General features: G+C 66.2%; 22 protein-coding genes. 11 read left to right on the forward strand and 11 right to left on the reverse strand.

The window, feature by feature from the left end; all coding sequences use genetic code 11:
* Positions 1 to 6: 6 nt before the first annotated feature.
* The 3 genes from ACW7G6_RS07535 to ACW7G6_RS07545 are packed head-to-tail and all read left to right on the forward strand — an operon-like array spanning position 7 to position 869.
* Entirely contained in the window at positions 7 to 345 is a 339-nt protein-coding gene (locus ACW7G6_RS07535) for an NAD(P)H-dependent flavin oxidoreductase (protein WP_456978075.1), read from the forward strand.
* On the forward strand, positions 255 to 548 hold the full coding sequence (locus ACW7G6_RS07540; protein ID WP_456978076.1) for a nitronate monooxygenase: 294 nt from the start codon (positions 255 to 257) through the stop codon (positions 546 to 548). The genes ACW7G6_RS07535 and ACW7G6_RS07540 overlap by 91 nt, the downstream gene beginning before the upstream one ends.
* Positions 549 to 557: 9 nt before the next feature.
* Entirely contained in the window at positions 558 to 869 is a 312-nt protein-coding gene (locus ACW7G6_RS07545) for a cupin domain-containing protein (RefSeq protein ID WP_456978077.1), read from the forward strand.
* Between the two features lie 40 nt (positions 870 to 909).
* On the opposite strand, the gene ACW7G6_RS07550 is transcribed toward ACW7G6_RS07545, so the two are convergent.
* From ACW7G6_RS07550 to ACW7G6_RS07570, 5 genes are all read right to left on the reverse strand, one after another.
* Entirely contained in the window at positions 910 to 1,803 is an 894-nt protein-coding gene (locus ACW7G6_RS07550; RefSeq protein ID WP_456997924.1) for a hypothetical protein, read from the reverse strand.
* Entirely contained in the window at positions 1,800 to 2,384 is a 585-nt protein-coding gene (locus tag ACW7G6_RS07555; RefSeq protein WP_456997925.1) for a LeuD/DmdB family oxidoreductase small subunit, read from the reverse strand. The genes ACW7G6_RS07550 and ACW7G6_RS07555 overlap by 4 nt, the downstream gene beginning before the upstream one ends.
* Entirely contained in the window at positions 2,381 to 3,652 is a 1,272-nt protein-coding gene (locus ACW7G6_RS07560) for a 3-isopropylmalate dehydratase large subunit (protein WP_456997926.1), read from the reverse strand. Before ACW7G6_RS07560 ends, ACW7G6_RS07555 begins: the two co-directional genes overlap by 4 nt.
* Before the next feature lie 92 nt (positions 3,653 to 3,744).
* Entirely contained in the window at positions 3,745 to 5,865 is a 2,121-nt protein-coding gene (locus ACW7G6_RS07565) for a TonB-dependent receptor (RefSeq protein ID WP_456997927.1), read from the reverse strand.
* Between the two features lie 121 nt (positions 5,866 to 5,986).
* Positions 5,987 to 6,778 carry a GntR family transcriptional regulator gene (locus tag ACW7G6_RS07570; RefSeq protein ID WP_456997928.1) on the reverse strand — a complete coding sequence of 264 codons (792 nt, stop codon included), beginning with the start codon at positions 6,776 to 6,778 and terminating at the stop codon, positions 5,987 to 5,989.
* A 57-nt stretch (positions 6,779 to 6,835) separates the two neighbouring features.
* Between ACW7G6_RS07570 and ACW7G6_RS07575 the strand changes: the two genes are divergently transcribed.
* Genes ACW7G6_RS07575 through ACW7G6_RS07585 form a run of 3 tightly spaced genes read left to right on the forward strand, consistent with a single transcriptional unit; the run spans position 6,836 to position 10,132 of the window.
* Entirely contained in the window at positions 6,836 to 7,666 is an 831-nt protein-coding gene (locus tag ACW7G6_RS07575; RefSeq protein ID WP_456997929.1) for an enoyl-CoA hydratase/isomerase family protein, read from the forward strand.
* Positions 7,663 to 8,718 carry a nitrilase-related carbon-nitrogen hydrolase gene (locus ACW7G6_RS07580; RefSeq protein ID WP_456997930.1) on the forward strand — a complete coding sequence of 352 codons (1,056 nt, stop codon included), beginning with the start codon at positions 7,663 to 7,665 and terminating at the stop codon, positions 8,716 to 8,718. The genes ACW7G6_RS07575 and ACW7G6_RS07580 overlap by 4 nt, the downstream gene beginning before the upstream one ends.
* On the forward strand, positions 8,711 to 10,132 hold the full coding sequence (locus ACW7G6_RS07585) for an aldehyde dehydrogenase family protein (RefSeq protein ID WP_456997931.1): 1,422 nt from the start codon (positions 8,711 to 8,713) through the stop codon (positions 10,130 to 10,132). The genes ACW7G6_RS07580 and ACW7G6_RS07585 overlap by 8 nt, the downstream gene beginning before the upstream one ends.
* An 82-nt stretch (positions 10,133 to 10,214) precedes the next feature.
* Here the strand turns inward: ACW7G6_RS07585 and prpB are convergent, their stop codons facing one another.
* From prpB to ACW7G6_RS07615, 6 genes are read right to left on the reverse strand one after another with little or no spacing between them, the layout of a single operon-like run.
* Positions 10,215 to 11,102: a methylisocitrate lyase gene (gene prpB / locus ACW7G6_RS07590; protein ID WP_456997932.1), complete on the reverse strand. Its 888-nt coding sequence runs from the start codon at positions 11,100 to 11,102 to the stop codon at positions 10,215 to 10,217.
* 58 nt (positions 11,103 to 11,160) lie between these two features.
* The gene (locus ACW7G6_RS07595) at positions 11,161 to 12,843 is read right to left on the reverse strand and encodes a 4Fe-4S dicluster domain-containing protein (RefSeq protein WP_456997933.1); all 1,683 of its coding nucleotides are present in this window, start codon (positions 12,841 to 12,843) and stop codon (positions 11,161 to 11,163) included.
* A complete protein-coding gene (locus ACW7G6_RS07600; protein ID WP_456997934.1) occupies positions 12,840 to 13,781 on the reverse strand; it encodes a polysaccharide deacetylase family protein in 942 nt (313 codons plus the stop codon). Before ACW7G6_RS07600 ends, ACW7G6_RS07595 begins: the two co-directional genes overlap by 4 nt.
* On the reverse strand, positions 13,778 to 14,722 hold the full coding sequence (locus ACW7G6_RS07605) for a polysaccharide deacetylase family protein (protein WP_456997935.1): 945 nt from the start codon (positions 14,720 to 14,722) through the stop codon (positions 13,778 to 13,780). Before ACW7G6_RS07605 ends, ACW7G6_RS07600 begins: the two co-directional genes overlap by 4 nt.
* Positions 14,719 to 15,393 carry an isochorismatase family protein gene (locus ACW7G6_RS07610; protein WP_456997936.1) on the reverse strand — a complete coding sequence of 225 codons (675 nt, stop codon included), beginning with the start codon at positions 15,391 to 15,393 and terminating at the stop codon, positions 14,719 to 14,721. The genes ACW7G6_RS07605 and ACW7G6_RS07610 overlap by 4 nt, the downstream gene beginning before the upstream one ends.
* A 24-nt stretch (positions 15,394 to 15,417) precedes the next feature.
* Positions 15,418 to 16,659, reverse strand: a complete 1,242-nt coding sequence (locus tag ACW7G6_RS07615; protein WP_456997937.1) for an MFS transporter — start codon at positions 16,657 to 16,659, stop codon at positions 15,418 to 15,420.
* A 144-nt stretch (positions 16,660 to 16,803) separates the two neighbouring features.
* Between ACW7G6_RS07615 and ACW7G6_RS07620 the strand changes: the two genes are divergently transcribed.
* The 5 genes from ACW7G6_RS07620 to ACW7G6_RS07640 all read left to right on the forward strand — a co-directional run bounded on the left by ACW7G6_RS07620 (position 16,804) and on the right by ACW7G6_RS07640 (position 20,419).
* Positions 16,804 to 17,112: a hypothetical protein gene (locus tag ACW7G6_RS07620; RefSeq protein WP_456997938.1), complete on the forward strand. Its 309-nt coding sequence runs from the start codon at positions 16,804 to 16,806 to the stop codon at positions 17,110 to 17,112.
* Positions 17,113 to 17,119: 7 nt separating this feature from the next.
* The gene (locus tag ACW7G6_RS07625; protein WP_456997939.1) at positions 17,120 to 17,989 is read left to right on the forward strand and encodes an SDR family NAD(P)-dependent oxidoreductase; all 870 of its coding nucleotides are present in this window, start codon (positions 17,120 to 17,122) and stop codon (positions 17,987 to 17,989) included.
* A gap of 75 nt (positions 17,990 to 18,064) precedes the next feature.
* A complete protein-coding gene (locus tag ACW7G6_RS07630) occupies positions 18,065 to 18,931 on the forward strand; it encodes a polysaccharide deacetylase family protein (RefSeq protein WP_456997940.1) in 867 nt (288 codons plus the stop codon).
* Positions 18,928 to 19,791 (forward strand): HpcH/HpaI aldolase/citrate lyase family protein, encoded by an 864-nt coding sequence (locus ACW7G6_RS07635; RefSeq protein WP_456978099.1) that lies wholly within the window; start codon positions 18,928 to 18,930, stop codon positions 19,789 to 19,791. Before ACW7G6_RS07630 ends, ACW7G6_RS07635 begins: the two co-directional genes overlap by 4 nt.
* A 109-nt stretch (positions 19,792 to 19,900) precedes the next feature.
* Positions 19,901 to 20,419, forward strand: a complete 519-nt coding sequence (locus ACW7G6_RS07640; protein WP_456997941.1) for a MaoC family dehydratase — start codon at positions 19,901 to 19,903, stop codon at positions 20,417 to 20,419.
* Positions 20,420 to 20,421: the final 2 nt, after the last annotated feature.

Here is a 20,421-nt window from a genome sequence, read left to right on the forward strand (position 1 = left end):
CCAACAATGACCCTTCAACAACTCCTGGGTATAGAGCTACCGATCATTCAAGCACCTATGGCGGGCGTGCAAGGTAGTGCACTGGCAGTGGCCGTGTCTAACGCTGGTGGGCTGGGCTCGCTGCCCTGTGCCATGCTCAGTCTTGATGCCATGCGCGATGAGCTGGCAGCAATCAAGATCCAAACAGACAAGCCTTTTAACGTGAATTTTTTCTGCCACACGCCGCCCAGACCCAGTGCCGAGCGCGAAGCAGCGTGGCGAGCTACGCTTTCGCTTTATTACAAGGAATATGGAATACGGCGGTCACCAACCTTTTCTCCGGTCGACCCGCCCGAGGCATCGTGAACCGCGTCATAAACGAGCTTGGTCCTAACAGTGTCACTACACCCGATTTCCCTTTGGCTACCGCCGCCATTGCTCCTTTGCGCGCCAAGGCCGAAAGCCGAGGCTCCGGTGATTTCTCACCTCTGTGGTCTGGTCAGAATGCGAGTGGATGCAGGGAGATACCAGCCGCGCAACTCACCCGTGAATTGGCCGCTGGCCTCTAGCAATAGAACATGAAGATCATCCGCAGCAGGGAGTTCATCGCCAGTCGGCCTTGGGGTTCTCTTGATATCGCCAATATGAATGGGGTCACGACACGCCTTCATTGGACCGACCAACCCTACAAATGGCACATCAATGACGGGCAAGAGGTTTTTGCTGTTCTGGATGGCCGTGTTGAAATGCATTACCGCGAGAATGGCATCGAGCAGTCAACGGTCCTCGAAACAGGCGATATTTTCTATGCGTCGGTGGGTACCGAGCACGTTGCACATCCGATCGGCCAAGCCCGCATTCTCGTCATCGAGACTGAAGGCAGTGTCTGATAATTAATTTGACCGAAGTTGGTTTGCGGACCCGTTGAATTCAGGATCCAGAGAATTCTGTCAGCTCGATATGCTCGCCCGCCGGGCCGCGCAGGCCGAGGTGGCGGTTGCCAGTGGAGTTTTGGATTTCGCCCACCAGCTCCCAACCCGCTGGCACGTTGTCGCCGCCCAACCCCGGCAACCGCAACGCGACGCTGTGCAACCCGGCGCTGCGTTCGTTCGTTGACCGGGTGGGCGCTTGCGGCAGATCGACCTGGTCGATCTCGACCAGGCATTGCCCGGTCAGCGGGACGACGGCGACGGGGTAGCGGCCTTCCAGCTCGCGGCCGAAGGCGCGGTTGAGGACGGTGATCCTGGTGTCGAATGCCCAGCCGTTTGCTCCCGCCAATGCGGCCCAGGCGGCCTGGGAGGCGGTGCGGTCCGGGGTGGACATGACGCCGATGAAGGGACGGGCGATACGGTCGTCGGTCATCGGCAGGTCGAACGGTGGCACCGGGGCCTTGATCTGGGTGAGGTAGAGCATCTCGCCGCAGGGGCCGATGACCTGGCTGGCGCGGATAGCGGGGCTCAGTTCCAGGTCGGCCGGGGCGCCGAGCACGCGGAACGGTGCGCGCAGGCCGCCGGCGAGGGCGTCGATGTCGCCGACCAGCACTTCCAGCGACAGCCAGCCGTGGCGGAACATCGGTTCGCCGACGATTGATGTCGTGTCTTCGATCACGCGCAGGATCGCTTCGCCGGCATCGTTGGCCAGCCATGTGAGTGGTTGGTCGCGCAGGTCGGGCAGGCCGAGGACGTCGGCGGTGGCGGCGTCCAGCGTGTCGCGCTTGCCGACCGCCAGGCCGAGCTGCTCGGCGTAGGCGGCGCAGGTGGCATGCAGGTCGGGGGTGATCAGGGTCGCGTGCAGGATGCCTTGGCGCAGGTGGTTGTTGGTCATGCGCGGGGGGCTCGCGTTGGTGCCGCGGTGTCATCCACAGGTCTGGCTTCGGCTGCGAGCTTGCGTTGCAGCCACGGCATCAGGCCGCCCACGCTGACGATGTCCATCAGCTCCGGCGGGATCTTCTCGCAAGCGTACTGCTGGCCGCTGGTGTGGTTGATCACCAGCCCTTCGACCGGCCGCACTTCCAGCTCGTCGCCGCGTCCGGCCTGCAGGTCGGGACACGCCAGCGCGGGCAGGCCGAGGTTGAGTGCATTGCGGTAGAAGATTCGCGCGAAGGACTTGGCGATGATCGCGCCTACGCCCAGGTGGACCAGCGATTGCACGGCCTGCTCGCGCGAGGAGCCGATGCCGAAGGAGTCGCCGCCAACCACGATGTCGCCGGGCTGCACCTCGCGGGCGAAATCCGGGTCGATCGCTTCCAGGCAGTGGCGGGCGAGCACGGCGACCGATTCGCGCATGTACGGGCCGGGCGCGAGCAGGTCGGTGTCGATGTTGTCGCCGAACACGAACGTGCGGCCACGCCGGACCATGTTGCTGGTCGGGGTGCCGCCGGCGCCGCGAGTAGGGTGGTTGATCATGCGGGCTCCATCAGCAGTTCACGCGGGTCGCAGATCACACCCTTCACCGCGCCGGCGGCGACGCTGTAGGGCGAGCCCAGGTAGACCTGCGCCTGCGCCGAGCCCATGCGGCCCTTGAAGTTGCGCGCGGTGGTGGACAGGCAGACCTCGCCGGCGGCAAGCATCCCCGCGCCCATGCCGGCGCACGCGCCGCAGCCGGTCGGCAGCAGGATCGCGCCGGCTTCGGTCAGGGTAGCCAGGGTGCCGTCGGCGGCGGCCTGGGCGGTCATCGCGACCGAGGCGGGCGCGATCAGCAGACGGGTGCCGCGGGCAACCTTGCGGCCTTTCAGCACTTCGGCGGCCATCCGCAGGTCGGACAGTTTCGCGCCGGTGCAGGCGCCAATATAGGCCTGGTCGATGCGGGTGGTGTCGTACTCGGTGACTGCACGGCTGTTGGCCGGGCTGTGCGGGGCGGCAATCTGCGGCGCGAGCGAGGCGGCGTCATAGTGATGCTCGGCCAGACAGGTGGCGTCGGCGTCGCCCTGCCATTGTGTGATGTCGCCATCAAACGGCTGGCCGGCTTCGACGAGCGCGGCCATCGTGGTCGCATCGGCAGCGATGATGCCGGTCTCCGCGCCCAGCTCGGCGGACATGTTGCACAACACCATGCGCTCGGACATCGACATCGCCCGCACCGCCGCGCCGCCGTATTCGAACACCTGGTTCTCGTTGCCCATGCCCAGCGTGGCGCACAGGAACAGCATGATGTCCTTGGCGCTGACGCCGCTGGACAGGGCGCCATCCCAGTTCACCCGCACGGTCTGCGGGACCTTCACCCATAACTCGCCGGTGACCAGCGCGCCGGTGATGTCGGTCGCGCCGACGCCCACCATGAACGCGCCGTAGGCGCCGCCGCTGGGCGAGTGCGAATCGCCGCCGACGCAGAACATGCCCGGCTGCACGTGGCCGCCTTCCTGCAGCACCACGTGGCAGATGCCGACCATGTCGTAGTGGCGCACGCCCTGCTGCTGCGCCCAACGCCGGGTCAGGGCCAGGATCTCCGCGCTTTCCAGGTCGGTGGCGGGCACGAAGTGGTCGCTGACCACCACCACTTTGTCGGCGTCCCAGACCTTCGCCCCCAGCGACTCCAGCCGCGAGGCGACCCGGCGGGGCCCGCCGGAGTCATGCATCATCAACAGGTCGATCGACGCGGTGACGATTTCCCCGGGATGCACGCTGTCGCGATGACAGGCGCGGGCGATGATCTTTTCGGCCAAAGTTGCTGACACGCGTATCCACTCCGTTGATTAGGCCCTAATGATATATCTATATACCAAAAAGGCCTGCATTGGCAGGCCCCTTGGTGGAAGACGCGCGCGAGTTACCAGAAGCGGTACTTGAAATCGACGCCATAGGTGCGGGGAAGGGTGGGATAGATCACCGCCACGCCCAGTCCGGGGATATCGAAGCCGCCGGCCGAAATCTGCTGGTCGGTGAGGTTGCGGCCCCACGCGGCGACCGACCAGTTTCCATGGTCCGGCTCGTAGGCGATGCGCGCGTTTGCCTGGGTATTGGCCGGGGTCTTCACCAGCTCCGACAAATCCTGGTTCTGGTAGAACATGTCGGTGCGCACGACCTGAACGTTGAATATCAGCTGCGCATCGGCGATCGGCTGGACGTACGTGGTGCCGATCTGCCACTGCATCTCCGGCGCCTGCTTCAGGTCGCGGCCCTCGAAGGTCTCCCGGTTGATCTCGGCGTAGTCCCGGTACTCGGCGTCGATCGTGCCGATGTTGGCGTTGACGTTCCAGTTGTCGGTCAGCTGGGCCTGCACCTCCACTTCGACACCCTGGATGAGCGCGCCGGTGGCGTTGGTGGTGACGTAGATGCCGTTGGGATCGATTGCCGACAACTGCAGGCCGCCGTAGTCGTTGCGGTAGTAGGTGGCGTTCAGGCGCACCCGGTTGTCGAGCAGGGTGCTCTTGATACCCGTTTCGTAGGAGCGGACGGTCTCCTCGTCGAACGGGGTGATCGTCTCCGGCGTGGTGCCGCGTCCATTGAAGCCGCCGCTCTTGAAGCCGGTGGATACCGTGGCAAAGGCCATGACGTTGGCGCCGAGGTCGTAGTCGGCCATCAGCTTCCAGTCCGGCTTGGACCAGCGGCCGTTGCGGGTCACGCGGAAGGTCTCGTTGCCTGCGGGGTCGCGTGCCAGTACCGAGAGGTCCTTCTTCTCGTTGCTGAAGCGGCCGCCGGCAGTCAGGTTCAAGCGGTCGCTGACCGCGTAGGTCGCCTGGGCGTAGGCCGCCAGCGCCGTGGTGTCCTGGGCGATGTCATAGACGCCGCCGATGCCGAAGATGTCGTTGCGGGTCGGCTGCTCGTTCTGCTCCCGGAAACCGAACACGCCAGCCACCCAGGTGAGCGGACCGTCGCCTTGGGAGATCAGCTGGCTTTCATAGCCGTACTGGCTCTGTTCCTGGTCCTGGAACAGGTGGTAAAGCAGCTGGTCGGTGCCGTCGACGTCGACATGGATGGTGCTGTCCATGCTCCGGTAGTGGGCGATATGGCGCCACAGGAACTTGTCGTAGTAGGTCTCGAAGGTAAAGGCGGCCCCGAACTGGTCCAGATCGTTGATGCCGCCCACCAGGTCGCTGCGGGTGGTGTACAGGTTCTCCAGCCGGGGCACGGTCTGGCCATCCACCAAGGCCACCGGCACCGCGTAGGTGGGTGAGGAGCGCTCGCGCAGGCGATCGATGTTGAGCGATGCGTAGGAGTTTTCCGCCACCGGCATCGAGAAGCCGACGCGTCCGGCGGTGACCTTGCTGTCGTTGACGTCCTTGCCGCTGACCTGCTCGTGGATGAAGCCGTCGCGATTGCGGGTCAGGGCCGCAGCGGAGAAGTCGATGGTCTCGCCGAGGCGGGTGTTGTACATGAACCGCATGTCGGCCCGGCCGAAATTGCCGAGCGTGCCGTCCACCTCGAGCCGCTCATCGCCCTTGGGCTTGCGGGTGATGTAGCGGATCGCGCCGCCGGTGGCGTTGCGGCCGTACAGGGTCCCTTGCGGCCCGCGCAGGACCTCGATGCGTTCCACGTCGTAGAGGTCGAACATCGAACCGTTCTGGCGCGGGATGTAGACGTCGTCGATGTAGATCGCCACCGCGGGGTCGGCGGTGAACATCGACTCGTCCTGACCGACGCCGCGCAGGAAGATCTTCGCGCCCGAGCTGGTCGAGGTGTTCTGGTCAATGGTGATGTTGGGAACGTGGAACTTCAGGTCGTCCACCCGGGAGACCTGCTTGCGCTTCAGGTCTTCGGCGTTGAACACGCTGATCACCACCGGGGTGTCCTGGACCTGTTCTTCGCGGCGCTGGGCGGTGACGGTGACGTTGTCGAGCTGGACGGCCTGGCTCGCCGCCTCCTCCGCTGCCTGCTGGGCCTGGACGGGCATGCTCAGGGCCGCCGCGACTGCCACCACCAGTGCACGCAGGTAGATTTGATCGTTCACCAACACCTCCATACCGCTAATTGACGTTGAACATCTCGATTAGCTCTATCGATATATCAATAGGAGATGGGAGTCAATATTTGTCCGGACAATATGGGAGGTAAGTACGGCAAAGCCCTGTTCAGTACGCCGGTTTTTCCCCGTCCACGTCGAGGGTCATCTGGTAGGAGAACTGGTCGGGGCGGTACAGGATGTTGAGCAGGTCGATAAGCTGTCCGTCACCGTCATAGGACCGGCGATCCAGCGACAACAGGGCGGTGGCGGGTGCGACCTTCAGGTGCATCGCGGTGACCGCATCGGCATTGACGGCCGACAACACCTGGTCGACGCGCCGGATCCGGATGCCGATCTGGCCGTACAGCTTCAGGCGCGAGGTGTTGGCCAGGCTGGCGGCGTTGTAATCGGGGTGGTCGGTGCGGGTCCAGCTGGTGTAGTGGCCGAACGGGGTGTCGCCGCGCAACCGCAGGCGAATGGCGTAGGCGAGCAGGTCATCGGATGCCAGCCCGAACTCGCTGCGGATCGGCGCCGATGGAACCGTGCGCCTGAATTGCAGGACCTTCACCCGGGTCTGCTCCACCAGGTCTTCCAGGCTTTCCAGCAGGCCATTGAGCGGGCTGTGCAATGGCTTGGGCTGGGAACGGTGGACGACGTGGGTACCACGGCCGCGCCGGCGTTCGACCAGACCGTCGGACGCCAGTTCGTCCAGCGCCCGTTTGACCGTGATCCGGGACACCCCGAACGCTTCGGCCAACTCGAATTCGGTCGGGATCCGCGCCCCGGTCGGCACTTCGCCGTTGAGGATCCGGTCGCGCAACAGCACGAAGATCTGGTGGTACAGCGGGGCAGGGATGTCGCTGCGCAACAACTTGCGCGCACTTGCATCCAGCAGTTGCGCTAACGCGTCGCTCGGCATGTGGCTTCACCGGTCCAGGTAGGAATGCTATAACAATAGATCAAAATGGGTGGTGCGATGAACAATACTGGCGACGATACAACGACCCCGCACGGGGATGCGGAGATGGATGATGCGGTCGCTGTCAGGATCGAAGCAGGCGTCGCCCGGATCGGGATCCACCGTGCGGACAAGCGCAACGCGCTGGCGACCCGGCACTGGGCTTCACTTGAAGCCGCTCTCGACCGGGTCGCCGAAAGCCCGGCGCACCTGTTGGTGCTTTCGGGGGTGCCTGGCGCGTTCAGTGCCGGCGCGGACATCGAAGAGCTCGGACGCCTGCTCGCCGAGCCGGCCGCGTTTGCCGCCAACAATGCCCAGGTCCAGCGCACCCAGCTGAAATTGCAGCGCCTGCCGCAGACCACCATTGCCGTGATCGATGGCGTCTGCATCGGCGGCGGACTCGGGCTTGCGCTGGCCTGCGACCTGCGGCTGGCCAGCGACCGGAGCCGTTTCGCGATCACCCCCGCCAAGCTCGGCCTGGTCTACAGCGCCGATGACACGCGGCGGCTGGTCAACGCGGTCGGGATGGCGCGCGCGCGCGCGCTGCTCCTGACCGGGCGGCTGCTGGACGCAGCGACCGCGCTGCAGTGGGGGTTGCTGAACGAAACCGTCGCCGACAGCGAGTTGGACGCCGTGGTGGCGTCGTGCCTTGAGGCGCTGCGGGCCACGTCCGGCCAGGCCCGTCGCGGCATCAAACAGGTGCTGGGTCATCTGGGCGGCGACGCCAGCATCACCGCCGACCACGCCGAGGATGCATTCCAGGCGGCGTTCGCCAGCGAGGATTTCGTGGAAGGCGCCCGCGCCTTCCTGGACCGGCGGGCACCCCGATTCGAAGGAGGAACACGATGAGTACCGCCGCCAACATCGCCTATCGCGCGCTGGCCCTGCAGAGCACCTGCCATGCGATCAATGCCGCCGCGTCGGTCGACGATGCACGCGGCCTGATCGCCGCCAACATCGAGCGCATCGGCCGCCAGGTCCGCGCCAGCAAGGCCTTCATCGGTCCCGACCTGAAGCTGGTGGTCCTGCCGGAGTACTTCGCCACCAGCTACCCGCTCGGGGACACCATTCCCGGCTGGGTGGCCAAGGCCGGTTTCGAGATGCACGGCGCCGAGTACGGGCAACTGGCCAGGATCGCGCAGGACAACGGCGTCTACCTGGCCGGTAACGCCTACGAGCAGGATCCCAACTTCCCCGGCCTGTACTTCCAGTCCAGCGTGGTGATCGACGACGCGGGCAACCAGGTGCTGCGCTACCGTCGGCTGGTCTCGCTGTACGCGCCATCGCCGTACGACGTGTGGGACAGGTACCTGGACATCTACGGCATCGACGGTGTGTTCCCGGTCGCGCGCACCGCGATCGGCCGGCTGGCCTGCGTGGCCTCGGAGGAGATTCTCTATCCGGAGATTGCGCGGGCACTGGCGCTGCGCGGAGCCGAAGTATTCCTGCATTCCACCAGCGAGGTCGGCAGCCCGGAGCTCACTCCCAAGGACATTGCCAAGCGCGCACGGGCGGTGGAGAACCTGGCCTATGTGGTCTCGGCCAACACCGCCGGCATCAGCGGCGTGGACATACCGATGGGCAGTGCGGACGGGATGTCCAAGATCGTCGACGACCAGGGCCGGGTGCTGGCCGCGGCCGGCCCCGGCGAGTCGATGGCCGCCAATACGGAACTGGACATCACCGCGTTGCGCCGGCGCAGGCAGCGCCCCGGCATGGGTCACACCCTGTCGCGATTGCCGCGCGAGGTGATCGCCCAAGGGCTGGCCCTGGCACCGCTGGCGCCCAACGCATTGCTCGATGCCGGCCAGCCGGTGATCCCGGAGCGCGCCGACTTCGCCCGTCGGCAGGTTGCGGTCATCGACCACCTTAAAGACGCCGGAGTGCTCGGGGATGATTGATTCGACCACCCTGTTGCCGCTGCGCAACCCGCGTACGGGCCAGATCGACGCGCACTTGCCGGTAACTCCGGTCGCCGCCGTTGCCGCGCTCGCCGTCGCTCTGCGCCGGGCGCAGCAGGACTGGGCCGCACGATCCGTGCAATCGCGCTGCGACGCGCTGGCCCGCCTGGCCGATGCGATCGAGCGACGCCGCGAGCCGATGATCGAGGCCTTGCTGGCCGACACCGGCCGCTGGCACGAATCGCTGATCGAGGTCGACGGCACCGTGGCGGCGATGCGCCGCTGGAGCGTGCAGGGACCGTCGTGCCTGGCCGAGCCGGAGCCGGTACGCGAGGCGATCGGGTTTATCCGCTCGCGCCAGACGTGGGTACCTTTCGAGCTGGCCGGCGTGATCAGCCCGTGGAACTTCCCGCTGATGCTGACCCTGATCGATGCGGTGCCTGCGCTGGTCGCCGGCTGCGCGATCCTGGCCAAGCCCAGCGAAGTCACCTCGCGCTTCGTGCCGGTGTTGCAGGCGGCGCTGGACGACGTGCCCGAGCTCGCCGGCGTGTTCGGCCTGGTGACCGGGCCGGGGCACGTCGGCCAGGCGGTGATCGACGCGGTCGACCAGATTTGCTTTACCGGCAGCGTGGCCACCGGACGCAAAGTTGGCGAAGCGTGCGCGCGCCGCTTCATCCCGGCCTCGCTGGAACTGGGCGGCAAGGATGCGGCACTGGTGCTGTCGGACGCGGACCCGGTACGCGCGGCCCGTTCGCTGGCGTGGGGCAGCTTCGTCAACGGCGGCCAGAGCTGCATGTCGATCGAGCGGGTCTACGTCGAGCAGCCGGTGGCCGAGGCGTTCATCGCGGCACTGGTCGAGCAGGCCGGTCGCTTGCGGCTGGCGTACCCGGACCCCAGGGACGGCGAGATCGGCCCGATCATCTCCGAGAGCCAGGTGGCGATCGTGCGTGAGCAACTGGCCGACGCGAAGGAAAGGGGCGCACGGGCACTGACCGGGGGCGAGCTCGTCGACCACGGCGGCATGTGGTGCCCGCCAACGGTGCTGACGGACGTCACCGACGAGATGAAGGTGCTGCGTGAGGAATCCTTCGCCGCGATCCTGCCGGTGATGGTGGTGGCTGACGAGGAAGAGGCGATTGCCCGTGCAAACGCGACCGAGTTCGGGCTTTCCGCGGCCGTGTTCAGCGGCGACCTGGAGCGGGCCGAACGGGTGGCCAGGCGGCTCCAGGCCGGCGGCGTCAGCATCAACGACGCCTGCCTGACCGGGATGGTGCAGACCGCCGAGAAGCAGAGTTTCAAGCTGTCGGGGATGGGCGGCTCGCGCATGGGTACGGCATCCATCCGCCGGTTCGTGCGTGCCCGCGCATTGCTGATCCACGACGGCGACAGCTCGCCATGGTGGTTCAACCCCTAGGCCGCGGCTGGCATCGGGCAACAAAAAAAGGCCGTGCTCGCGGGAGCACGGCCTTGCTGTCTGTCATCGACCCCTGACGGGGTTACCTGGCGTCGCTGAACACCTTGTCCAGGCGGCGCTCGAACTCGTGGTAACCGATGCGCTCGTACAACTCCTCGCGGGTCTGCATGAGCTCGACCACGTTCTTCTGGTGGCCGTCGCGGCGGATTGCGGTGTACACCGCTTCGGCGGCCTTGTTCATGGCGCGGAACGCGGACAGCGGGTACAGCTGCATCGCCACGCCGACCGAGGCCAGCTCGTCGCGGGTGAACAGCGGGGTCTGGCCGAACTCGGTCAGGTTGGCCAGCACCGGCACCTTCACCGCATCGACGAATCGCTGGTAGGTCGGCAGGTCGTAGGCCGCCTCGGCGAAGATGCCGTCGGCGCCGGCTTCCACGAAAGCAATCGCGCGCTCGATCGCGTCATCCACGCCGTGCGACGCGATGGCGTCGGTGCGTGCGATCAGGAAGAAATCCGGGTCGGTTTTCGCATCGACCGCGGCCTTGACGCGGTCAACCATCTCGCCCTTGGAGACGATCTCCTTGCCCGGACGGTGGCCGCAACGTTTCGCGCCGACCTGGTCTTCGATATGGCAGGCGGCGCCGCCTGCCTTGATCAGAGACTTGATGGTGCGCGCGATGTTGAACGCGCTGGAGCCAAAGCCGGTGTCGATGTCGACCAGCAACGGCAGCTCGCACACGTCGGTGATCCGGCGCACGTCGGTGAGCACGTCGTCCAGGGTGTTGATGCCCAGGTCCGGCATGCCCAGCGAGCCGGCGGCGACACCACCACCGGACAGGTAGATCGCGCGGTAACCGGCACGTTGGGCCAGCAGGGCGTGGTTGGCGTTGATGGTGCCGACGATCTGCAGCGGCTTCTCTTCGGTCAGGGCGCGGCGGAAACGCGCGCCGGGGCTGGTGATTGAGGTCATGGGGCTCTCGGTGTGGGGTGAAGGGGACGATCGCGCGAGCCGGTGACGGCCGCGTCGGTCACATCTGGGCGTAGTTGGGACCGTCGCCGCCGAGCGGCGCAACCCAGACGATGTTCTGGCTCGGGTCCTTGATGTCGCAGGTCTTGCAGTGCACACAGTTGGCGAAGTTGATCTGCAGGCGTTCCTCGCCGGGCTCGCCAACGAACTCATACACGCCCGCCGGGCAGTAGCGCGCTTCCGGGCCGGCGTACTTGGCCAGGTTGACGGTCACCGGCACGGCCGGATCCTTCAGCGTCAGGTGCGCCGGCTGGCTCTCGTCGTGGTGGGTGCTGCTCAGGAACACCGAGCTGAGGCGGTCGAAAGTCAGCACGCCGTCGGGCTTGGGATAATCGATCTTCCCGCGCTGGTCGGCCGGGTCCAGGCAGTCGTGGTCGGCCCTGGAATGGCGCAGGGTCCACGGCGGGTTGCGGACGCCCAGCCTGGGTAGCAACCACTGCTCGATGCCGGTCATCAGGGTGGCGATCAGGCGGCCCTTCTTGAACCACTGTTTGAAGTTTTTCGATTGCTTGAGTTCGTCGTGCAGCCAGCTGGCTTCGAACGCGGCCGGGTAGGCGACCAGTTCGTCCTGCGCGCGGCCTGCAGCGAGCGCGTCGAACGCGGCCTGGGCGACGAGCATGCCGGTCTTGAGCGCGGCGTGGCTGCCCTTGATCCGGCTGGCGTTGAGGTAGCCGGCCTCGCAACCGACCAGCGCGCCACCGGGGAATATGGTTTTGGGCAGCGACATCAGGCCGCCCGCGGTGATGGTGCGTGCGCCGTAGGAAATGCGCTTGCCGCCTTCCAGGTGCTTGCGGATCGAGGGATGGGTCTTGAAGCGCTGGAACTCCTGGAACGGGCTCAACCACGGGTTGGTGTAGTCCAGCCCGACCACGAAGCCGACCACGACCTTGTTGTCGTCCGCGTGGTACACGAACGAGCCGCCGTAGGTATCCGAGTCCAGTGGCCAGCCGGCGGTGTGTACCACCAGACCGGGCTCGTGCCGGGACGGATCGACCTGCCACAGCTCCTTGATGCCCAGGCCGAAGCTCTGCGGGTCGCAGTCCTTGTCCAGCTTGAAACGGGCGATCAGCTCGCGCCCCAGATGGCCGCGCGATCCCTCGGCGAAGATCGTGTACCTGGCGTGCAGCTCCATGCCGCGCTGGAACTGGGGGCCGGGCTCGCGGTCCTTGTCCAGGCCCATGTCGCCGGTGGCCACGCCGAGCACCGCGCCGGCGTCGTTGTAGAGCACTTCGGCGGCGGCGAAGCCGGGGAAGATCTCCACCCCGAGCGCCTCGGCCTGGGCGGCCAGCCAGCGGGTGAACTCACCGAGGCTGATGATGTAGTTGCCGTGGTTGTCGAAGCAATCCGGCAGCAGGAAGCCGGGCGTCGCCTGCGCTCCGGTCTCGCTCAGGAACAGGAACTCATCGCGGGTCACCGGCTGGCGCAGCGGCGCGCCGCGCTGCTTCCAGTCCGGGAACAATTCATCCAGCGCGCGGGTATCCATGATCGCGCCCGACAGGATGTGCGCGCCGGGTTCGGAGCCTTTCTCCAGAACGCACACCGACACCTCACTGCCCTTGCTGGCGGCGAGCTGGCGCAGGTGGATCGCAGTGGCCAGCCCGGCCGGGCCGGCGCCGACCACGACGATGTCGTACTCCATCGATTCGCGGGGGCCGTAGGCGGCGAGCAGGTCTTCCGGGGTCATGACGGTTCCATTGCTTGTGGTGACGCCGCTGCGAGGATGGCCGAGGGCGGCGCGTTCCAGATTGATCCGGCCTGCGCTGCCAGGTGTGCAAACACGCGCTCCAGGTGCTTGATCCGGTGCGGCTGGCCCATCACCCACGGATGGATGTTGAGCGCCAGCATCCGGCCGTGGCCGGTCTCGCGGGCTTCGGCCAGCAGGAACTCGCAGGCGTCGATGATCTGGTCGGCGTACCCGGACTCGGCATGCAGGTTGTCGCCGACGATGAAGCGGTCCTCAAGCTCCAGCGACAGCGGCAGGATCGACAGCGGGCCGTGATCGGTGTTGAAGGCATAGGGCAGCTCGTCGTTGACCCAGTCCGCGCACCACTCGATGCCGGCTGCGCGCAGCAGCTCCGGTGTGCGTCCGGATTGCGAGCGGGCCGGCGACAGCCAGCCGCGGATCGGCCCGGCGGCGTAGGGCGTCAGTGCGGCCAGGCTGCGCTGGATCCACTCGCGCTCGCGCGCCTCATCCAGGCCGCCGTAATGCACGCAGTCCATGTTCCAGCCGTGGCCGAGCAGCTCGGCTCCGGTCGCCTGTACGCGGCGCAGCAGCGCCGGGTAGCGCTCGGCCAACTCGCCATTGACCGCGACACTGGCGGCCAGGCCATGGGACTTCAGCGCGTGCAGTACCCGGAACACGCCGACCCGGTTGCCGTAGTCGCGCAGGGTGTAATGGCGCAGGTCCGGGTAGGGCATGGTCATGCTGCCGGGCGCCTTGAAGCCTTCGCCGGTCGGGTTCAGCGGAAAGTGCTCCAGGCTCAGGTTCACCCACAGCGCCAGCGGCTTCCCGTCCGGCCACGCGACCGGCGCGCGCTGGGCCAGCATCGACCATGCGTAGCGGTCGTGGTCCATGCCGTGACGGCGGCGCGGGTACTCCAGGTATTCCGGGCCAAGGCTCATTCCGTCTGCTCCTGCGCCACCGCGTCGATCGATGCCAGCGCCTCGTCGTAGTGATGCTCGAGATAGTGTGCGGCGATCTCGCGGCCGGTCGCCTTCCATACCCCGGTGTGCTTGCTGATGTAGTCCATCGCCTCCTCGAAGGCGCGCAGCCGGTGCGGGTGGCTGACCTGGTAGGCGTGCAGCGGTACGCACATCACGGTGCCACTCTGCGCGCCCTCTTCATACAGGCGGTCGAAGGCGTCCTTGATCATTTGCCCGTAGCGGCGTGGCTCGATCTTGTTGACCACGTAAGTGATGGTGTCGTTGAGCTCCAGCGAGTACGGCACCGAGACAAACCGCTTGCCGCTGCGGGTGCGTACCGGGGTCGGCTGGTCGTCATGGAACAGATCGCAGGTGTACTGGCCGCCGGCCTCGGCGAACAGGTCGATGGTGGCGTTGGAGTGCGACAGCGCCGGGGCCAGGTAACCGTCGCAGTGCTGGCCGGTGTGTTTGGCGATCAGCGCCATCGACTCCTCGATCATCGCCCGCTCCTGCGCCTCGTCCAGGCCGTAGGTGTAGCGGGTGTTGTAGATGCCGTGGCTGAAGAACTCCCAGTCGCGCTCGGCGGCCAGCTCGATCACCTCGGGGTGATGGATCAGGGTTGCCGCCGACAGCGACACCGAGCCGCGCAGGCCGTACTTGTCCATCACCCGCATCATGCGCTGGTGGCCGACCCGGTTGCCGTAGTCGCGCGTCGCGTAGCCCAGCACGTCCGGCTGCGGCCGCGGCCATGGCTTGCGCTGCGGATTGGGCGGCGGCGCCAGCTCGTAGAACTCGATGTTGGGCGCGATCCACAGTGCGACCTTCGCGTCACCCGGCCACTGGATCTTCGGCCGGCTGTCGTAGGGCCAGTAGTCGTACAGACCGGGGTCGGCCTTGTGGGCCGGATCGCGGGTACTCATGGCGCGACCTTGCGCAGCTGGGCCTCCACCTCGGCCACCGGCTCCACATCGGCGTACTTGAGCATGATGTCGGCAAGGTTGGCGAAGTGCGGGATCTCGTGCTTGTCGGCCACGCACTCCTCGACCACGATGGTGCGGAAACCGCGCGAGAGGCTGTCCACCGAGCAGGCGCGCACGCAGCCCGACGTCGAGCCGCCGGTGATGATCAGGGTGTCGATGCGGTGGAAGGTCAGCAGCGACCACAGGTTGGTCTCGAAGAATGGGCTGGCCATCAGCTTGTGCATGACGATGTCGCCTGGCTGCACGTCGGCGCGCGGATCGAGCTGGGCGCGCTCGGAGCCGTGCTTGATGTTCTGCAGCGAGTCCGGCGTGTTGGTGCGCGTGCCCCAGACCCCGGCGTCCTCGCCGTTCCCGGCATAGGCGACATAGGTCCAGATGACCGGCAGGCCGCGCTCGCGACACAGGGACGACAACGTGTTGATGTGTTCGATCTGGCGTGGATCGGTCTGGTACGCGGTCTTGAACGCGTCCATGTCGGTGTAGGCACGCTGCACGTCGATGTTGACGATCGCCGGACGCTGGCCGAAGCCGAACCTGGCGCGGTTGCGGTTGGCCTTGACCTGCGCCCAGTATTGGCGCGCGGTGAGGTCGGAGGTTTCCATTACAGGCATCGGAGTTCTCCCTGGATCAACGGGTCACGAGGCGAGGCGAGCCAGGCGGGCGCGCTCGTCGCGCACCAGAGTGGACATGACCAGGGCCACGGCGATGAGGATAAACACCAGTTGGAAGGCCGGCTTGTAGCTGCCGGTAACGTCGAAGATCTTGGCGGCCATCCAGATACCCAGTCCCGCGGTGGAGGCATCCAGCAGGGTCACGGTGCCGAGGATCTTGCCGGCCGCGGTCAGCCCGAAAGCATTGACCGCCAGCAGCTGGATCATGGTGTACAGGCCGCCCCAGCCGAGTCCGAACAGCATCAGCGAGTACCAGATCAGATCGGGCCGCATGGTGGCAAGCAATGCCGCGCCCGCGGCCATGATCACCAGGTTCACCATGAAAACGACTTTGGCCGACAGGATGTCAGCCAACATGCCGAACAGGAACTTGCCGACCATCGCCAGGCCGAACATCAGGCTCAGCGCCGAGCCCGCCTGGACCGGCGTGAACTCGAGATCGCGCATGTGCAGGAACAGGTTCTGTGACACGGCCATGATCGAGAAGAACGTGGTCATCGCGACGGTCGCCAACGCCCAGAACGTACGCGTGCGCAACGCCTGCCCGTAGGTCAGGTCAGGCAGGGTGACGATGTTTGCGGCGGCGTCCGAGGCGGCTTTTGCGGCCACCTTGTCGGCGCCCCAGGGCTTGATGTCGAGCTCTTTCGGGCTGTGCACCAGGAAGTAGGCGATGACCAGGAAGGTGGCCGGGATCGCCATTTCCCACATGAAGGCGGTACGCCAGTCCATGGTCTTCAGCAGTTGCACGGCCAGCGGCGGGAAGATCATCCCGCCCAGGCTGGTGCCGACCAATGCAATGCCGATGGCGGTGCCCCGCTGGACGCTGAACCACTGCGACACATAGATCACCGCTACGTTCAACCCGGCGGCCACCAGCACCACGCCCATGCCCACGTGGATCATGTACAGGTGGGTCAGCGACTGCACGAAGCTGTAGGCGAGGTACATGGCACCCAGCAACGCGATGCCGGCCAGGATCAGGCGGCGCGGCCCGGCCTTGTCGATGATCGCGCCGATGAACGGCCCCAGCCAGCCAGCCATCACCAGGGTGATCACGTCGCGCAACTTCAACTGGCTGCGGGACCAGCCGAACTCGTCCAGCAGCGACTCGTCGAATGCGGTCAGGCCGGTCACGACCAGGCCGTTGGACGTCAGCAGGACCAGCATCCCCATTACCGCCATCAGCCACGGGTAGTAGCGCTTCATTGGTGTACCTCTGCAGGTTGGTTCATGGGGAACAGGGATGCCCGGTGGGACGAATGTCGATCGTTGGCGTTGACCGCCGACGGAGGGCATGCCTACACTTTGTCCGGACAAAGTGTGCCACAGTCGATTGCCTTGGAGGAAGCCATGAATACCGTGATCGTTCTTTTCAACCTCAAGCCCGGCGCCAGCGCCGCGGACTTCGAGCAGTGGGCGCGCGAGCACGACCTGCCAACGGTCAACGCCCTGGCGTCGGTGGACAGCTTCGAGACGTTGCGGGCCAAGGGTCTGCTGATCGGCGACGGCAAGCCGCCGTACGAATACATTGAGGTCATGCGGGTACCCGACATGGCGGCGTTCGCCGCCGATCTGTCCGCGCCGGCGGTGCAGGCGGGCGCGGCGCGGTTCCAGCAGTTTGCCGACAACCCGATGTTCATCCTCACCGAATCGATCTGAGGCCGTCATGACCGTTGAATCCTCCCCGTTGGCGCCACCGCGCTACAGCGAACTCAAGGGCAAGGTCGCCCTGATCACCGGTGCCGGCCGTGCCGGCGGCCTCGGCGAGGGCATCGCCCGACGCCTCGCCGCGGAGGGTTGCACGGTGGTGATCACCGATATCGGCAAGGGCCGCGGCGAGCAGATGCCGGTCGATGCGGTCGGCACCGACGAAGAGATGGCGCGCACCGCGGCGGCGATCCGGGAGGCCGGCGGCGATTGCGTCGCGATGGCGCTGGACGTGCTGGAGGAGAGCCAGGTCGAGGCGGTAATCGCCAGGACCGTCGAGCGTTTCGGCGGCATCGATATCCTGGTCAACAACGCGGGCATCGGCTACCTGATGAAGTCGCTGGTCGATGTCGAGGCGGACGAATGGGACGCGGTACTCGGGGTCAACCTGCGCGGTACTTTCCTGTGCACCAAGCACGCGGCGCGCGCGATGATCGCCAAGGGCCGCGGCGGCCGGATCGTCAACATTGCCTCACAGGCCGCCAAGTCCGGCGTTCCGCATGCCGGCGCGTACTGCGCATCCAAGCACGGCGTGGTCGGGCTGACCCGGGTCAGCGCGATCGAACTGGGCGAGCACGGCATCACCGCCAACGCGATCTGCCCCAACCACGTCACCACCGGCCTGGGCGCGTGGCAGAACGAGTACTTCGCCAAGCTGCGCGGCCAAAGTGTCGATGAGTACCTGGCCCAGATGCGCGCGCGCATCCCGCTGGGGCGTCCAGGGCTGCCGGGCGATACCGCGGCGGCCTGCGCGTTCCTGTGCTCCGACGACGGCGCCTACGTCACCGGCGAGGCGATGAACGTCTCCGGCGGTGAAGAGACCCACTGACCACAAAGTTTCACCGGAAACGCATTTTCATTTCGTGCGGGCCGAGATTCCCGCACCGCAGAACCGGAGGGTTCGATGTCCGCAACAACTTATGCCTGGCCCAACGATGCGCGACTGGCGCTGTCGGTGGTGGTCAACGTCGAGGAAGGCTCCGAGTACAACGTCGGTGAAGGCGACAAGATCACCGAACCGGTGGACGAGCTGTCGGTCTCGCTGACCAAGCCGATCCGCAACTACGGCAACGAGTCCAACTATCGCTACGGCGTGAAAGAGGGCCATGCGCGCATCGCCGCGCTGCTGGACAAGTACGACGTCACCGCGACCTACACCGCCGCCGCGCTGTCGTTGGAGCGAGCGCCGGAGATCGCCGCCTACCTGCACGGCAGCCGCCACGAGACCTGCTCGCACGGCTGGCGCTGGATCCACCAGTTCCGCCTTGACGAGGCCGCCGAGCGCGAGTTCATCCGCAAGGCCGCCGACAGCATCGAGAAGACCACCGGCACCCGTCCGGTCGGCTGGCTGTCGCGCTACCTGCACACCGCCGATACCCGCCGGCTGCTGCAGGAGGAAGGCTTCCTCTACCACATGGACGACTACTCGGCCGACGCGCCGTTCTGGGCGCCGGTGGACGGCTCCGACACGCCGATGGTGATCGTGCCCTACCAGTTGGACACCAACGACATGAAGATGTGGCTGGCGCCGTCCTACCTGCCCAAGCACTGGCTGGACTACGCGATCGACAGCTTCGACACCCTGTACGAAGAGGGCGGTGATGCGCCGCGGATGATGTCGCTGGGCCTGCACCTGCGGATCATCGGCCGACCGGGACGGATCGGCGCGTTGCAGAAATTCTTCAAGTACGTCGGCGAGAAACAGGGCGTCTGGTACGCGACCCGGCGCGGTATCGCCGAGCATTTTGTCAGCGAGGTCGCCGCGAAATGAGCGAGGTCGCGACCCTGGCCGCCAATCCGCGCCGTTGCCTGATGTTCGTTCCTGGTTCGCGCCCGGAGCGCTATGCCAAGGCGATTGCCACCGGTGCCGATCAGGTCTGTATCGATCTGGAGGACGCGGTCGCACCGGGCGACAAGGACAGAGCGCGTGCCTCGGCGTTTGCGTTCCTTGCTGATGTCCCGGCGTCGTACAGCGAAATCGGCCTGCGCCTGAATCCGCTATCCACCGAACTGGGGCAGAAGGATCTGGGCGCGCTGCAGGCCTCGGGCCTCACGCCGGCGTTCGTGATGTTGCCCAAGGTCGAAAGCGCCGCCGAACTGCTGCAGGCCGATGCCGCGCTGGCCGGTCGCGCCACCGCGTTGATCGCGCAGATCGAAACCCCGCGCGGGCTGCTGGATGCACGCGAGATCGCCGCCGCCACGCCGCGCCTGCAGTCACTGATGTTCGGCGGCTTTGATTTCATCGTCGCCCTGCGCGGCCGCGCGAGCTGGGAGAGCTTCTTCCACCCCCGCGTGCAGCTCGCGGTGATCGCCGCCGAGGCCGGCATCGGCTGCATCGACGTGCCGTTCCTGGACATCAAGGACGAGCCCGCGCTGGTGGCCGAGACCGATCGCGTGATCGCGCTGGGCTTCACCGCCAAGGCCGCGATCCACCCCGCCCAGGTAGACCCGATCCAGCAGCGCTACCTGCCGACCGTCGCTGAACTGGAACGTGCCAGGCGCGTGGTGGCCGCCCTGCAGGCCAACCGCGGCGAGGCGATCCAGCTCGACGGCAAGCTGGTCGATCGCCCGATCGAGATCGCCGCCGAGCGTGCAATCGCGCTGGGTGTGCACGGCGCGCGCCCGGGCTGACCCGTTATTGCGCCCGGGGCATCACCGCGCTCCACCTTCATGGACGAGCGCCGCCGACCGGCATGCCGTCATCACCACTTCAACAATTCCAAAAACAAGGAACACCCCCATGGTCCAGACAGCCAAGAAAGTCGGTGAAAACCGCTACCGCGAAACCTTCGGACGCTTCTTCGAGGAGTTCCGGATCGGTGATACCTACGAGCACCGTCCGGGTCGCACGATCACCGAGACCGACAACACCTGGTTCACGCTGCTGACGATGAACACCCATCCGATGCACTTCGACAAGGAGTATGCGAAGGCGTCGGAGTTCGGAAAGATCATCGTCTGCTCGCCGTTCACCGTCGCCTTGATGGTCGGCATGAGTGTCACCGACGTCAGCCAGAAGGCGGTGGCCAACCTGGGCTGGTCGGAGATCAAGCTGACCCACCCGCTGTTCGTCGGCGACACCCTGTACGCCGAATCGACCGTGCTGGAGAAACGCGAGTCCAAGTCGCGGCCCGGCGCCGGCATCGTCACTTGCAAGACCGATGGGCTGAACCAGGACGGCGTTCTGGTCTGCACCTTCAGCCGCACGATGCTGATCGCGCGCGAAGGCCATTCGGTCGAAGACAAGGTCAACTACTGAGT

This window comes from Lysobacter sp. A421 (assembly GCF_054052145.1).